At 58.4% G+C, this 14,536-nt stretch carries 12 protein-coding genes; 10 read left to right on the top strand and 2 right to left on the bottom strand.

What is annotated here, in order from left to right:
- Positions 1–13: 13 nt before the first annotated feature.
- Together ABQJ56_RS09870 and ABQJ56_RS09865 are read right to left on the bottom strand one after the other, a co-directional pair.
- The gene (locus ABQJ56_RS09870) at positions 14–1,117 is read right to left on the bottom strand and encodes a polysaccharide biosynthesis/export family protein (RefSeq protein WP_367844848.1); all 1,104 of its coding nucleotides are present in this window, start codon (positions 1,115–1,117) and stop codon (positions 14–16) included.
- A 124-nt stretch (positions 1,118–1,241) separates the two neighbouring features.
- Entirely contained in the window at positions 1,242–1,556 is a 315-nt protein-coding gene (locus ABQJ56_RS09865; protein WP_367844847.1) for a hypothetical protein, read from the bottom strand.
- A 636-nt stretch (positions 1,557–2,192) separates the two neighbouring features.
- Here ABQJ56_RS09865 and ABQJ56_RS09860 point away from each other — a divergent pair.
- From ABQJ56_RS09860 to ABQJ56_RS09815, 10 genes are all read left to right on the top strand, one after another.
- Positions 2,193–2,630: a low molecular weight protein-tyrosine-phosphatase gene (locus ABQJ56_RS09860; protein WP_367844846.1), complete on the top strand. Its 438-nt coding sequence runs from the start codon at positions 2,193–2,195 to the stop codon at positions 2,628–2,630.
- A 45-nt stretch (positions 2,631–2,675) separates the two neighbouring features.
- Positions 2,676–4,880, top strand: a complete 2,205-nt coding sequence (locus ABQJ56_RS09855) for a polysaccharide biosynthesis tyrosine autokinase (protein WP_367844845.1) — start codon at positions 2,676–2,678, stop codon at positions 4,878–4,880.
- Between the two features lie 928 nt (positions 4,881–5,808).
- On the top strand, positions 5,809–7,233 hold the full coding sequence (locus ABQJ56_RS09850) for an undecaprenyl-phosphate glucose phosphotransferase (RefSeq protein WP_367844844.1): 1,425 nt from the start codon (positions 5,809–5,811) through the stop codon (positions 7,231–7,233).
- 122 nt (positions 7,234–7,355) lie between these two features.
- Positions 7,356–8,699, top strand: coding sequence for a UDP-glucose dehydrogenase family protein (locus tag ABQJ56_RS09845; protein WP_367844843.1), 1,344 nt, complete (start codon positions 7,356–7,358; stop codon positions 8,697–8,699).
- A gap of 216 nt (positions 8,700–8,915) precedes the next feature.
- The gene (locus tag ABQJ56_RS09840; RefSeq protein WP_367844842.1) at positions 8,916–10,049 is read left to right on the top strand and encodes an EpsG family protein; all 1,134 of its coding nucleotides are present in this window, start codon (positions 8,916–8,918) and stop codon (positions 10,047–10,049) included.
- Positions 10,039–11,187, top strand: a complete 1,149-nt coding sequence (locus ABQJ56_RS09835; protein ID WP_367844841.1) for a glycosyltransferase — start codon at positions 10,039–10,041, stop codon at positions 11,185–11,187. The genes ABQJ56_RS09840 and ABQJ56_RS09835 overlap by 11 nt, the downstream gene beginning before the upstream one ends.
- On the top strand, positions 11,184–11,996 hold the full coding sequence (locus ABQJ56_RS09830; protein WP_367844840.1) for a glycosyltransferase: 813 nt from the start codon (positions 11,184–11,186) through the stop codon (positions 11,994–11,996). Before ABQJ56_RS09835 ends, ABQJ56_RS09830 begins: the two co-directional genes overlap by 4 nt.
- Entirely contained in the window at positions 11,993–12,535 is a 543-nt protein-coding gene (locus ABQJ56_RS09825; RefSeq protein WP_367844839.1) for an acyltransferase, read from the top strand. The genes ABQJ56_RS09830 and ABQJ56_RS09825 overlap by 4 nt, the downstream gene beginning before the upstream one ends.
- A gap of 2 nt (positions 12,536–12,537) precedes the next feature.
- Entirely contained in the window at positions 12,538–13,068 is a 531-nt protein-coding gene (locus tag ABQJ56_RS09820) for a serine O-acetyltransferase (RefSeq protein ID WP_367844838.1), read from the top strand.
- Positions 13,031–14,485, top strand: a complete 1,455-nt coding sequence (locus ABQJ56_RS09815; RefSeq protein WP_367844837.1) for a hypothetical protein — start codon at positions 13,031–13,033, stop codon at positions 14,483–14,485. The genes ABQJ56_RS09820 and ABQJ56_RS09815 overlap by 38 nt, the downstream gene beginning before the upstream one ends.
- Positions 14,486–14,536 lie beyond the last annotated feature (51 nt).

Genomic DNA, 14,536 nt, shown 5'->3' with positions numbered 1-14,536 from the left:
CGCCCCCGACGGTTCAGTTGTGGAGGTCGTACTGGGTGTTGGCGACGCTGCTGATCAGCCCGGAGAACGGCAGCAACTGGCTGGCGAAGCGGCTCCAGCGGGTGATGCCGGCCGCGCCCACGAAGACCACGTCGCCGGGCTCGACCTTGAACTGGCTGGCCAGCGCAAACGCTGCCGGTGATTGGGCGTCGAGGTGGAAGATCTCGGCCGGCGCCTGTTCCAGATCGCGGACGCCACGGATCACGTAGACCGACTTGCCCTTGGCCGTGGTCTGATTGAGCCCTCCCGCGCGGCCCAGTGCCTGGTTCAGGGTGAGGTCGGCGGTCTTGAAGGAGATCGCCATCGGGCGTACCACTTCGCCCACCACGTAGGCCTCCTGGCGGTCGTTGTAGGGCAGGAACAGCCGATCACCGGATTTCAGGTAGATGTCCTGCGCCAGGTTGCCATTGCGGTTCAGCGTATCCAGGTCGATGTGGTAGTTGTGACCGTCGCGGTTGAGTACCAGGCCGGAAAGATTGGCTTCCTGGGTATTGATCGTCGCCGTGCCCAGTACCTGGGCCAGGGTCAGTGGCACCGCGGTGATCGGCTGCGGATCGGTCTTCAGGAATGCGCCCTGCAGCAGCACGCGCTGGCTCTGGTAACCGATCACGTTGACGTCGACTTGCGGCTTCTCGATATAGGCGGCCAGCTTGTTGCTGAGCGCCTCGCGCAGCTGCTCGATCGTCATGCCGGTGACTTTCAGCAGGCCGACATACGGATAGAACAAGGTGCCATCGGAACGCACCAGGCGGCCATTGGCCAGGGGCTGCTGCTGCGGACCGGCCGGCGAGGTCAGTTCGGGGTGATCCCACACGGTGATGTAGAGCGTGTCGCCGACGCCGATCCGGTAGGGCTGGGGCTGGTAGTCCAGCAGCGCGGCGGGGAGGGCGGTCACCTTGGCGCTGGCGCGATCCATCGCCAGCAGTTTCGGGGTGATCTGTATGAGCGTGAGCTGGCTGTCGTTGGCTGCGTCGCCGTGTGCCAGGTCGCGGCTGGACAGGTGTTGGCCCGGCGCCAGTGCACAACCTTGCAGCAGGGCGACCAGGGCAAGCAGGACGAAAGTGGAAGGTGTTTTCATGCGCAATGAATGCCTGCAGGGACGGCGGCGAGGGTGATCGTGGTGCGTGTGGGATGCGCCAGCCGCCAGCTCACAAAAAAAGCCGCGCGGACCCGGTCCGCGCGGCTTCATGGTCGGTATGGGATCAGTGCGTGCCAGTGGTGCCGGTAGTGCCGGTGGTTCCGCCGCTGCCGCTGCCGCTGTGACTGCTGCCGCCGCCGCTCGCGGCCACCGCGACGGCACCCAAAGCTGCGGCACCGATGACTACGTAGTACGGCGTCATTTCACCTACGGACTGCACCGTGGCCGCCGTGGCGCCAGGTATCGACGGCGATGCCGGAGCCTGCTGGGCGGACTGGGACGACGGAGCCGGAGCCGGAGGCTGGGTGGTTTGCGCCAGTGCCGAACCCATCAGGGTGGAGGCCAGGGCCGCAACGGCCAGCTTGCTCGCATTGTTCATGGAGAATCCCCTTGGCATACAAAAATGTCGGCACGACGGCGCCGACAACCACCGGCGGAGTATACGCCAATCGGATGGCGGCGAAAGGCCAGTCGATGCCTGCGGCCTGCGTATGGTGTCTGTATTTGTCTGCTATGATGCCGGGTCGTGTTGACCGACTGCGGCGCAGGTGCAGTCCGACGCAGGGGAAGTCGCAAAGTGATTGCAGCATGGCGCAAGACCTTGTGGCTTGCGCGATGGGTGCGTCCATCTGGGCTTGAGTCTGGGCGGGCAGGTCTGGGGTGCGGCGCCGGTCTGATCGGCCTTCCGCAACCTGTTCGCGCGGGCCCGGGCGCCGGGTCGGAATGCGGCAGGCGGAAATTTCAGCAAGGCGTTTCGTCGGTATTTGGCCATTCACCGGTTTTCAGAAAGATACGTAGATGCTCAGCAGGATGCCGCGAACGCACGTTGATACCGATCGGTGCGCAAAGGGGGCTTGTCACAAGGCGCCACTCGCCTGGCTGGCAGCGCAAATGCGCAACACGCCGGGCTTTTCCCGTTCCGGTGCGTGTTCGTCGCAGGAGTCCGGGGCTTCGGTGGCATGGTGCCCGCCCGGGGCCCTGGGTCGCCTGGTGCTCCTGGAGCGGGCCTGACATCGTGTTCAAACGGATCTTGACCGTCTGCGTGGGCAACATCTGCCGCAGCCCGACCGCCGAATATTTGCTGCGACAACAGGTTGCGCACCTGGGTATCGAGGTGGGCAGCGCCGGCCTTGCCGCCCTGATCGACCGCCCCCTGGACGAGACCGCGCTGCAGGTCATGCGCGAGCACGGCGTGGATGGCACCGGCCATCGCGCCCGCCAGGTCACCCCGGCGCTGCTGCGCGAAGCCAACCTGATCCTTGGCATGGAGAAAAGCCATCTGGCCGCCTTGGCGCGACTGGCGCCCGAGGCCAGCGGCAAGCTGTTCCTGCTCGACAAGTGGGGACAGGCACAGGACATTCCCGACCCTTATCGCCAGCAGCGTCCGGCTTTCGAGCACGTGTTCGCGTTGATCGATCGAGGCGTCCGCAGCTGGCTGCCGTACCTTCAGTAGTCGGCATCCATCCCCCACCTGAATTTGATACCAAAAGCGACCCCCATGGCAGCCGCGCAAAGCACGACATCCAGCGACGACGACGAGATCGATCTCAATGCCCTGCTGGGCACCTTGATCGACCACAAGTGGCTGATCATCATCGTCACCTCCATCTTTTTCGTGGTCAGCGTGGGCTACGCCATCCTGGCTGCGCCGATCTACGAGGCCAGTGCCATCGTGCAGGTGGAGCAGAAGGTGCCCGACCTGCCCGGGCTGAGCGCGATCACCCAGACGCTCGGAGCCTCCAGTTCCGAGGCCACCACCGAAATCGCGATCATCACTTCGCGTTCGGTACTCGGCAAGGCGGTGGACAACCTCAACCTCAACATCGTGGTGACGCCCCACCGCTTTCCCTTGATCGGCGGCTTCATCGCCCGGTACTACGCACCGGACCAGCCAGGTGAAGTAGCCACGCCCTGGCTGGGCATCAGCCGGGACGACTGGGGCGGCTCCGTGCTGGACGTGTTCCAGCTCGATGTGCCCGACCGCTTGTTCGCCAAGCACCTGACCCTGGTCGCTGGCAAGGATGGGGCCTACACGTTGCTCGACAACCACGACGACCTCCTGCTTCAAGGGCAGACAGGCCAGGTGGCCAAGGGGCATGGCGTGACCATGCAGGTCAAGACGCTCACCGCCAATCCGGGCACGCGCTTCGACGTGGTGCGCAATCGCGAACTGGAGACCCTGGACGAACTGCAGCAGCTGGTGAACGCCAGTGAGCAGGGCAAGGATTCCGGCATCATCGGCCTGACCTACGACGACGCCGATCCCGACCTCGCGCGCAACGTGCTCGACCAGATCAGCGAGGCGTACGTACGCCAGAACGTGGACCGCAATTCGGCCCAGGCCGGCAACAGCCTGCAGTTCGTCAAGGAACAGCTGCCGCTGGTGCGCGAAAAGCTGGAAAAGGCCCAGTCGGCGCTGAACGACTTCCAGACCAAGGCGCATTCGGTCGATATCACCCTGCAGACCAAGGGCCTGCTTGACCAGGTCGTGGCCATCGAAACCAGCATCCAGCAATTGCAGATGCAGAAGGCGGACATGGAGCGCCGCTTCACCAAGGGCCATCCGGCTTACCAGGCCCTGATGCAGCAGATCGAGCAACTGGAAGCACAGAAGGCGGCCATGGAAAAGCAGGTGAACAACCTGCCCGACACCCAGCGTGACCTGCTGCGCCTGACCGAGGATGTGCAGGTCAGCAACACCACCTATACCGGCCTGCTCAACCAGGCGCAGCAGCTGGAAATTGCCCGCGCGGGCACCGTGGGCAACGTGCGCATCGTGGACAACGCCGCGGTGAACGTGGACAAGCCGGTGAAGCCGAAGAAGGCGCTCGTGGTGATCGGCGGCACGTTCCTGGGTGGCCTGCTGGCAGTGGCTTTTGTATTGCTGCGACAGATGCTCAGGCGTGGCGTGGAGGATCCGGCCGAGATCGAGAAGCTGGGGATGCCGATCTATGCCTCCATCCCGCTCAGCGACCAGGAACGCGCCATCTCGGTACGCGACCCGGGGCGGCATGGCGATGGGCGGCAACACCTGCTGGCCGTCAGTGCGCCCGCCGACCTGGCGACCGAGGCGTTGCGCAGCCTGCGCACCAGCCTGCATTTCGCGCGGCTGCAAGCCCGGAACAACGTGCTGATGATTTCCGGCTCCAGTCCAAGTGCCGGCAAGACCTTTGTCTCGGCGAACCTGGCGACCGTGATAGCGCAAGGCGGGCAAAGCGTGCTGCTGATCGACGCCGACCTGCGCAGGGGCGGCCTGCACCGTGCGCTGGGCGGGCGTGCGGAAGGCGGACTGTCCGAACTGATCGCGGGCCAGCTCGACCTGGCGGCCGCCATCCGCCCGGTGGGCGGCGTCGAGAAACTGCACTTCATCGCGCGAGGCAAGGTGCCCCCGAACCCCTCCGAGCTGCTGATGAACGCCGGGTTCACCGCGCTGCTGGAGCAGGTGATGCCGCTCTATGACCTGGTCATCATCGATACGCCGCCGATCCTGGCCGTGACCGATGCCGCCGTGATCGGCCACCACGCAAGCACCAGCCTGCTGGTGGTGCGCTTCGGGCTGAATCAGGTGCGCGAAATCGCACTGGCCAAGCAACGTTTCGAACAGAACGGCGTCGAGATCAAGGGCGTCATTTTCAATGCGGTGGAGAAGCGCAATGCAGGCTATTACTCGTATGGTTATTACGAATACAAGGACGCCACGTAATCCGTCCGGAGAGCTCTGGTTTTGCCCGTCTCTGATTATGCCCGTCATCCCAGCGAAAGCTGGGATCCAATGCCTGTAGACCATTGAACGCAAAGGCACTGGATTCCTGCTTCCGCAGGAATGACGAGCAAAAAGTCGATTGATCAGGGCATCCCTCGCAGCAGGTTGTTGGAAATGCCCATCCATCGACCTCGCCTCGCGGCAGGCAGGGCGGGTTTCTGATTTTGCCCGTCATCCCAGCGAAAGCTGGGATCCAGTGCCTGTAGATCATTGAACGCGAAGGCTCTGGATTCCTGCTTTCGCAGGAATGACGAGCAAAAAGTCGATTGATCAGGGCATCCCTGGCAGCAGGTTGTTGGAATGCCCATCCATCGACCTCGCCTCGCGGCAGGCAGGGTGGGTTGGACGTATGCCGGCGGCAGTCATCCCGCTCGCCGATGCCGCCCGGCCGGATCAGGCTGCATGCCGCAAATGCCCGTGCACCCAGGCATGGGCCTTCGCCCAATCGGTCCGCGAAAACTTGCGAAGGTCGCCAGCCGTCTCGACCCGGACAAGGCCCTGTTCGATGCATTTGCGCACCTGCCGGCCGATGCGTGGCCGTTGTGTCGCATGCAGTGCGCCCCTCGATGGCACTGCGCCGTTCGTGGGCCGCATTGCAGACGAGATGCGCCTAGATCTTGCGTTGCATCTACGGATCAACGAAGCCGGTGCGATTCGCCCCAGCGACATGAAAATGTGATGGTAGTCACATAACTTGAATCCGTGGGCTATCATGTCCAAGGGGACGCAACGGCCATGCGTGCCGGCAAGTCCGGCGGGGGCGGTGCTGCATGGGCCAATCACGGCTTGCCCGCCGTGACATGGTGATCGCCTGGGCTCGCAAGCATCTCCTCGGGGCGTAGAAGAATTCAATAGCAAGGATGTTGTGATGCTTGTGCTGACACCAGGGGATTTCCGGCACCGCAGTTCGGAAACCATGTTCTTCTCCAAATACGCCGCGCTGCTGCACATCCTGGTACGGGTGGGTGATGTGGCCATCGTGGTGCTGACGGCCTGCCTGGCGCATTGGGCGCGGTTCGGCAGTCCATGGCTGGCCGCAGGCAATCCCTCCGTGGTGCTTCGAGTGGTGCTGCTGGTTCTGCTGCTGTTCCCGATATTCGGCCTCTACCGCAGCTGGCGTGGCGAAAGTCCGGGAAGGGAAATCGCCCGTATGGCGCTGGCATGGAGCACCGTCATGGTGGTCCTGCTGATGTCGGAATGGGCGGTCAAGAGCGTGGAAGACTATTCGAGACTGTGGCTGGGCAGCTGGTTCGTTGGCGCCCTGGTCTTGCTGGGCGTGCACCGCTGGACAGGGCGCCGCCTGCTGGGCGGCATCCGCGCCCGCGGCATCGACGCGCGCAAGGTGGTGCTGGTGGGCGTCACCCAGGCAGGCCGCAAGATCGCGGCTGCCGCCAACCAAAATCCCTGGATGGGTCTGGACGTTGTCGGCTACGTGCGGACTCCGTACGACCAGCCGGCCGGCACCGATGTTCCGTGCGTGGGTGACCTCGACACCTTCATCGCCAACGTGCAACAGCACGCGCCGGACCAGATCTGGGTAGCCCTGCCGATGCGTGCCGAGGCCGAGATCAAGCGCCTGCTGGATGCGACCAGTGATTTGCCCACCACGATCCGCTTGGTGCCGGATCTGTTCGGTTACGAGCTGCTCAATCACCAGGCCGTGCAACTGGCTGGCGTGCCGGTGATCACCTTGCGCGGCAGCCGGATCAACGGTCATGCGCGAATCTTGAAGGCGATCGAGGATCGGGCGCTTGCTGCGTTGATCGTGCTGCTGCTCAGCCCGGTCATGCTGCTGTTGGCTCTGGGTGTGAAGCTCAGCAGCCCCGGCCCTGTGTTCTACCGGCAGAAGCGCCTGGGGCTGGATGGCAAGGAGTTCGAGATGCTCAAGTTCCGTTCCATGCCGGTAGATGTCGAGAAGCATGGTGTGGTCTGGGGCAACGCGGGCAACAAAAGCGCCACCCGCTTCGGCCGGTTCATTCGCGTCACCAGTCTGGACGAACTGCCACAGTTCCTGAATGTGTTGAAAGGCGAACTTTCCATCGTGGGTCCACGCCCCGAGCGGACCATGTTCGTCGAGCAGTTCAAGAAAAAGATTCCCGGCTACATGCACAAGCATCTGGTAAAGGGCGGCATCACGGGATGGGCGCAGATACATGGTTTGCGTGGAGATACGGACCTTGCCAAGCGAATCGAGTTCGACCTGCATTACATCAATCACTGGTCGATCTGGCTTGACCTCAAGATCATCCTGCGTACGCCGCTGGTCCTGCTGAAGCGTACCAATGCATATTGACGATGGACGCTCGCAATCGGGCTCGCTCCTTCAACTAAAGATTTGAGATATGGTCCCTGCGCCATCGTCACGGCGATGATGCAAGGACTTCATGGCAGTAACGCGCAGCAGGTTTTCGTACATTGAACGTTGTCATTTTCGGTACCGGCTACGTCGGTCTGGTTTCCGGTGCCTGCCTCGCCGAGGTCGGTCACGATGTGGTCTGCGTGGATATCGATGCCGCCAAGGTCGAAGGGCTCAATCGCGGGGTGATCCCTATCTATGAGCCGGGCCTGGAGGCCACGGTCGCCGGCTGCCATGCTTCGGGGCACCTCAAGTTCACCACCGATGCCGCCGCAGCCATTGCCCATGGCGAGCTGATATTCATCGCCGTAGGCACGCCACCGGATGAGGATGGCAGTGCCGACCTGCAGTACGTGTTGGCGGTGGCCCGCACCATCGGTCAATGCCTGGACAAGGCCGCTATCGTGGTGAACAAGTCCACCGTGCCGGTGGGCACCGCTGACAAGGTGCGTGATGCCATCGCTGCCGAACTGGCTGCACGTGGCATCGAGCTGCCATTCGACGTGGTCTCCAATCCCGAATTCCTCAAGGAAGGCGACGCCATCAACGATTTCATGCGGCCGGACCGCATCGTGATCGGCGCCGACAGCAGCCTCGCGGTGGAAAAGTTGCGCCACCTCTATGCGCCGTTCAACCGCAACCACGATCGTCTGGTGGTGATGGACGTGCGCTCGGCCGAGCTGACCAAATACGCGGCCAATGCCATGTTGGCCACCAAGATCAGCTTCATGAACGAGATCGCCAACATTGCCGAGCGCGTGGGCGCCGATGTGGAGATGGTGCGCCAGGGCATCGGTTCGGACCCGCGCATCGGCTGGCATTTCATCTACCCAGGTGCCGGCTACGGCGGCTCGTGCTTCCCGAAGGACGTGCAGGCGCTGGCGCGCACCGCACAGCAGATGGGCTACGACGCGCGACTGCTGAACGCAGTCGAAGCAGTCAACGAAAGCCAGAAAGGTCACCTGTTTGAGTTGATCGAACGGCATTACCGCGGGGCACTAGCGGGTAAGACGTTTGCTGTGTGGGGACTGGCATTCAAGCCGAACACCGACGACATGCGAGCCGCCTCCAGTCAGGCTCTGCTGGCGAAGCTGTGGGCTACTGGCGCGAAAGTTCGAGCGTATGACCCAGAAGCAAGGCATGAGGCCCGGCGCATCTTCGGTGAGCGCAGTGATCTAGAGTTGTGCGACTCGGCACAGGCTGCGTTGCAGGGTGCTGATGCCCTGGTTGTGGTGACGGAGTGGAAGCAGTTCCGCAGTCCCGATTTTTTGAATCTGCAAATTGTCTTGGCTGATCGTGTGATTTTCGATGGTCGAAATATCTATCAGCCTCAAGAAATTGAGGCAATGGGTTTTAGCTATTACGGAATTGGTCGTGGGCGTAGTGCGTCGCCGAATCGTTGATCCGGGGATTCTATGCGAAATCAACATATCCCTGATTGGTGCCTTTACGCCATATTCATAGTCAGCCCTCATTAATTACGTTCCACCTGTAGATGGCATCGCTTCTTTTTTATGAATGCATAATTAGACAAAATTTCTGACAGGGGCGTGAGGTTCTTCGTTTAGACAGGGAAGAGTCATTCAGTTAAAGAGACCGTAAGCAATAGAGGGTGTGTAATGGACCTTGAAAACTGGAGCATTTTTCTCGCTGGCAGTTTTGCGACTATGCTCTTCTTCATTGTTGGCGGTATGTCCGGCAATGCCTCAGAGCGCGTCAATGGACGTCGGGTGTTCGACTGGCTGTGCGTCTTGGCGGCTTATATAGTCGGTCTCTACTTCATCGGTTTACGGCCAATTAATGGTGGATCGGATACGCCAAAGTACGTGACAACTTTCATGGCTTTGAGGGATGTGGCAACTGCGCACGCGATTGGGATTCAGTATTTCGGCAACACTGAGGTCCTCTTTTGGCCACTGCAAGCATTATGGCGCCCATTCATCAATTCGGGATCTTTGTGGCTTGTCTTGGTATACACCCTGACATTCGGTCTATCCGGAATCGCATATTCACGGATGTCCAAGGAAAGCGGGGCCCCGGCAGTTATTTTCGTGATGCTTCTGTTTTCATATGAGGCAGTGTATTTCGGAAACATAATTCGGCAGGTGATGTCATATCCAATCGGTATTGTTGGCGTTTATTATTTCCATCGCCGCTCATACACATTGGCTGCGCTATTGGTGGTGCTTGCGATAGGCCTTCATTGGTCATCAATAATATTCTTGCTTCTGCCTGGCATATGGGCTTTGCGGATCAATAGTAAAAGCCGGGCCATTATCTTCTTTGTGGCTTGCGTTGCGCTATCACATCTAATCTTGTTGCTGGCCCAGCGTATGGGAGCGCTCGGGGGCTTGATGTCGATTTCTGACAAGGCCGCATACTACTCTCAAGGTGTTACCAACTTTGGCGAGATCTATCATACTTTCAATTTTGCCTTGTCCGTCTTGTTGATACTTATATTTGTGATCTCCTTCGATCTGGTCGTAGAGTGGCCCGTAGTGTCCGCATGCTTTTTGCTATTCAGCGGAATGGTGTTGGTGGGGGTGAGTGTGCCGACTCTATCTGAGCGATTCATTACCAATCAACTTTTCTTTGCTCCTTTGATGTCTTGGGCTTTCCTACAGCGGTTTGTGCCTCGTGCAGGTATTTTGAAGCGTGTAATTCTGGCTTCGGTCTTTATTGCAATGGGTGTTCTTGTCTTTTCTCAGGAAAGCAGTACGTACACCCTTGGTTTAACTAATCATGCCAAATAACCTTGGGCGACAAATTAATAAGGTCAGAGAGTTGGTGGCGGAGAACATTTGTACAGATGTCATTCGGGTGTTGCATGTCGCGGAGACGTGCAGGGGAGGGGTTGGCTCAGCCATCAGGGACATTGCCAATGGTGGTGACGACACCGTCCTTTTTCACTCGGTATTGCACCCTGAGGAGCATCCAATTTCGGGGTTGAATCAGAGAGTAACCTCAGTGGCCTACAGGCGAAGTGGCCGCAACTTCCAGTCGCTTGTTCGGCTGGCCATCGCGCTTCACGCGCAGATTAAGATATACCGACCTCACGTTGTCCACGCCCACAGTACGTTTGCCGGTATGGTTGTGCGACTTGTTCTCGCCAGGAAGTGGTTGAAGCGTGAAGTGTCGGTGGCTTACACCGCGCACGGGTGGTCGTTCGATAGATCGGGACATGGTTTGGCCAACGCGCTCTATCGAGGCGTAGAGTTTATTCTAAGTAAATTATGCGATCGCGTGGTATGCCTAAGCAAGCATGAGCTTGCTCTGGCCAAGGGGGCCAGAATTTCTGAGCGCAAGATCAGGCTAATCTATAACGCACATCCACGGTTAGACGACGCCGACCATAGACTAAGTGTGCGACCTGGCGAATATAGAGTCCTCTTCGTTGGTCGATTCGATCACCAAAAGGGTTTTGATATTCTGGTCGAGTCGATTGATTTGTTGAAAAATGAAGCCATCCACTTCACTCTGATCGGTGAGGCTGTTAGGAAGCGCAGAGGTGATGCCCCTATTCCGGCGGGCGTCGATGCGCTGGGCTGGCAGCCGCCCGAGGTGGTGTACGAGCACATGCGTAGTGCCACGGTTCTCGTCGTGCCGAGTCGTTGGGAAGGTTTCGCGTTGGCGCCACTCGAAGCCATGTGTTTGGGAACGCCAGTCTTGAGTTCGGGGGCGAGCTCGTTGCCAGAAGCCGTGATCGAAGGTGTTTCCGGTAAGCGATTCGATAGCGGCACGGCGTACGAGCTTGCCTCTATCCTTAAGGCAACTACCGTGGAGGAATGGCAGGCTATTGGCAAAAGAGCCAAGGAGTTCTGCCGAGAGGTGTTTTCTCCGGACGCGATGCTGTCTGCGACGTACAAGCTCTATAAGGAAATCAGCCCGTGAGCGTACGGCCCAATTTGAATTCCAACAAAGCCGTTGTTTTGATCGCGTGCAACAGGGACAGCCCCTCATTGCAGCGTACTCTCGAGAGCGTGAGAGGTGATTCAAGCGAGATCGCAATTGTGATTGTAGATGATGGATCGGCAACGTCACTAGAGCATTATGCAAGCGATCCAAATGTGGAAGTTGTTAGACTCGATTCCAATAAGGGGCTAACACGAGCACTGAATGTCGGGTTGAAGAGGATTCAGGCCCTGGGTTACGGCTTCATTTGCCGTATTGATGCAGGCGATGAAAATATTTCCGGGCGTCTGCAGGAGCAACTAGATTATTTGAGGGATCATCCTGATCTATGGCTCGTCGGTTCGTGGGCAGACTACGTCGATGTGCAGACCGGGCGCAGGCTTTTTCTTTATCAGCCTCCGACAACAATAACCGAAGTGAATCGGTTCCTTCATCGCAATTCATGCATAGCACACCCGGCATGGATGGTTCGTACAGCACTCTTTGCCGAGATTGGTCTCTATGACGAATCCTTCGCTGTCGCCCAAGATTATGAGTTCCTGCGAAGAGCGATTGCTACTGGTCACAGTGTGTGTAACGTTCCAAAAGTTCTTCTCAAATATCAGGTGGACCCAGCGGGAATTTCATTGAGTCGGCGACGCCAGCAATTGCTTGCACGCTTGCGCGTGCAATGGCGATATCGGCACCCGTTAACTCTGAGCAAAATGATTGGCGTTGGAATGACTCTCGCTCTTCTCGCTATACCCTATCGTTTCGTCCATGCGCTGAAGCGGAGGGGGCACGCGTGATCGAAATCTTCGTCAGGGTTCATTATGTTCTCGTTTCGGCGTCGCGATTCGTATTTTACAAGTTGATGTACCGGAGTGCATTCCGTGGCCCTTTACTTGGGCTGGGTCCTCGGGTGTCGGTTCGGCTTCGACGGGGCGGTACCCTTGTTTTCGGGCGTGTGAAGACGCGAGGATGTGGCCAGATCTTTTGTGATGGTGGACATGTCTGGATCGGTTCCGGTGTATTCCTCAATCAAGGTGTATCCATCAATAGTAGAAGCCGCATTTCCATTGGCGCTGATGTCCTTATGGGCGAGGGCGTGAAAATCTATGATCATGATCACGTGATATCGTCGGATTTCCTTGTCGATCATTCGCAGTTTGTGGAGCGTGATGTAGAGATCGGCCAGGGCTGCTGGCTTGGATCGAATGTAGTCGTGCTGAAAGGTACGCAATTGGCTGATAGGTCAATCATCGGGTCGGGCACAACCGTGTCTGTATCCACGCGTGAGGCGGGAGTTTATGTACCCCAAGGTGGTGGCCTGAGGAAGGTTCGCTAACCATGGCAATTTGGTATGACCTGCAGCAGGACGTCCTTGTTAATACTGGCGCAAAGGGCAATGTGGCGGTATTGAAGGCGCTTCTTGTTTCGCACAGCGTCAAAGCAATCTTTCGCTATCGTTTGTCGCGCGCGCTTCTCAACCGCGGCGCAGTGGGACGCTTGGTTAGCAAGTGGCTGTGGTTGCGCAATATTCGTTTGGCTGCGTGTCACATCTCGCCCCGAGCCTGTATTGGCCCAGGCCTCTGTCTGCCTCATGCGGTGGGTATTGTTATCGGCGAGGGTGTGGTGGTTGGCGATAGGGTAACAATCTACCAGCACGTGACGCTTGGGACGTCCCGTAAGGCAGGCCCTCCAGCGTATCCTTGTATTTGTGATGACGTACAGATTTATGCAAACGCCGTGGTATTCGGTGCGATCGTGATCGGTAATCGATCGGTAATTGGCGCAGGCTTGGTAGTTTCGAGGACGATCCCAAGCAATGCGGTTTGCCGAAATGAGCAACAAGCACGCATGGACGTATCCCATGCGTAGCTCTTTTTATCTTCTGCTGGCCATCGCGGCGGCGAATGTTGCCGCGTTGATTATCCAGCTTCTGCTTCCAAGATTGCTAAATCCTGTGCAGTATACCGAGTTTGCTGTGGCACTCGGTTATGCGCAACTTATTGCCTCTCTGTCTTTTGACTGGTTGAGGACTTCTGTGATTCGGTTCACGGGAGAGGGGGCCACTAGTGGCGAATCGACGAAACTACTCAGAGCGGCCTATGGGCTGGTGTCCGTTGCTCTGCTGGCGATCGTATTGATACTTGTTATTGGGAGTTGGTGGCGTTCGGCTTTCATGCTTGCTGCCACAACTCTTCAGTACGCCGTGCTCCAAGGACGGCTCGATGGCGAGCTCGCCTACCATCGAGCCCAGTTTTCCAATGGAAGCTATGCGCGACTTGGGCTGAGTAGGGGGGGGCTGCTTGTAACTTGCGCGTTGTTGGCTGCCGTCACGTTCAGGACGGCTGTTGGTGTCATGGCGGGTATGTCGCTTGCCTTGTGGCTGGCCGCAACAATAGTGGCCAGACGATTTCATGATGCGCTTCAGTTTCGTAGGAAAGAGTTCACGGGTCTCAGCGCGCGAGCCAAGGAGCTTGCTTCCTATGGCGCATTCACTGCCGCATCGAGTGTGTTTACTTTTGCCTTCCCGGCAGTTGCGCGTACTGCAGTGGCTAGAACATTGGCGCCTACCGATTCTGCGGCATTCATTTTTGCTCTAGATCTGGCCCTCAAGGTGTTTGCCATCGCGGGCTTGGCCATAAACGTCCTTTTTCTACAGATTTCTGTCCGGGCATACGACCAGGCCGATGGAGAGGGTGGGCGGGAGGGAGTGTTGAAGACTCATCTTGTCACCGTCGCTTCTCTGATATTCCCTGCCGTTGGCATGGCGTGTGGTGCGCGGGAATTGGCAGCATTACTCGTTCCGGTTAGTCTGGTAGACGGCTTCAGTAGGTGCTATGTCTGGGCGGTTATTGGTGCTGGGCTTTTGGCGTTTCGTCAATTTGGTGTGGATCCGGCGTTCTTTGTTGCTAAGCAACCCAAACGGTCATGTGTCGCTCCGATTTCGACGTTTGTGGCATTTATGTTGTTAGTGGCTGTGCTCAATTTGGTAGGGTCATGGTCTGTTGAATCGGTAGCTGGGATTGTGGTTTTGTCGGTTTTGGTTAGTTGCCTAGTGGCGAAGCTCATGGTGCGACACATCTCCACGAGACTGGTAGCATGGGGGCCTATGCTACGTATCCTGATTTGCAGCACGTGTGCTTATGGATTGACATTACTCGCAATGACTTCCGGATTCTCGACCGCTGGCAAGTTCTTGCTGCTGTGCATGATTGGCGGGGTGTCATATGTGGCTGTTTTCGTGCTCGCGGATGTGCCGATCTTGCGGAAGAAGTGGGTTACGGTTTGAGCTTGGAGTGGCCGAGTGAAAACTACGCATCTTTACACGCGTATTCGGTAA

The organism is Rhodanobacter geophilus, assembly GCF_040812275.1.
GTDB lineage: Bacteria > Pseudomonadota > Gammaproteobacteria > Xanthomonadales > Rhodanobacteraceae > Rhodanobacter_A > Rhodanobacter_A geophilus.
Note: the sequence above shows the minus strand (reverse complement) of the source record. Positions and strands in the feature narration are given on the sequence as shown.

Coding starts and splice junctions, on each gene's coding strand:
- ABQJ56_RS09850 (WP_367844844.1), top strand. CDS start 5,809: ATGCTTGTGCTGACACCAGGGGATTTCCGGCACCGCAGTTCGGAAACC.
- ABQJ56_RS09840 (WP_367844842.1), top strand. CDS start 8,916: ATGGACCTTGAAAACTGGAGCATTTTTCTCGCTGGCAGTTTTGCGACT.
- ABQJ56_RS09815 (WP_367844837.1), top strand. CDS start 13,031: ATGAGCAACAAGCACGCATGGACGTATCCCATGCGTAGCTCTTTTTAT.
- ABQJ56_RS09855 (WP_367844845.1), top strand. CDS start 2,676: ATGGCAGCCGCGCAAAGCACGACATCCAGCGACGACGACGAGATCGAT.
- ABQJ56_RS09835 (WP_367844841.1), top strand. CDS start 10,039: ATGCCAAATAACCTTGGGCGACAAATTAATAAGGTCAGAGAGTTGGTG.
- ABQJ56_RS09865 (WP_367844847.1), bottom strand. CDS start 1,556: ATGAACAATGCGAGCAAGCTGGCCGTTGCGGCCCTGGCCTCCACCCTG.
- ABQJ56_RS09820 (WP_367844838.1), top strand. CDS start 12,538: ATGGCAATTTGGTATGACCTGCAGCAGGACGTCCTTGTTAATACTGGC.
- ABQJ56_RS09870 (WP_367844848.1), bottom strand. CDS start 1,117: ATGAAAACACCTTCCACTTTCGTCCTGCTTGCCCTGGTCGCCCTGCTG.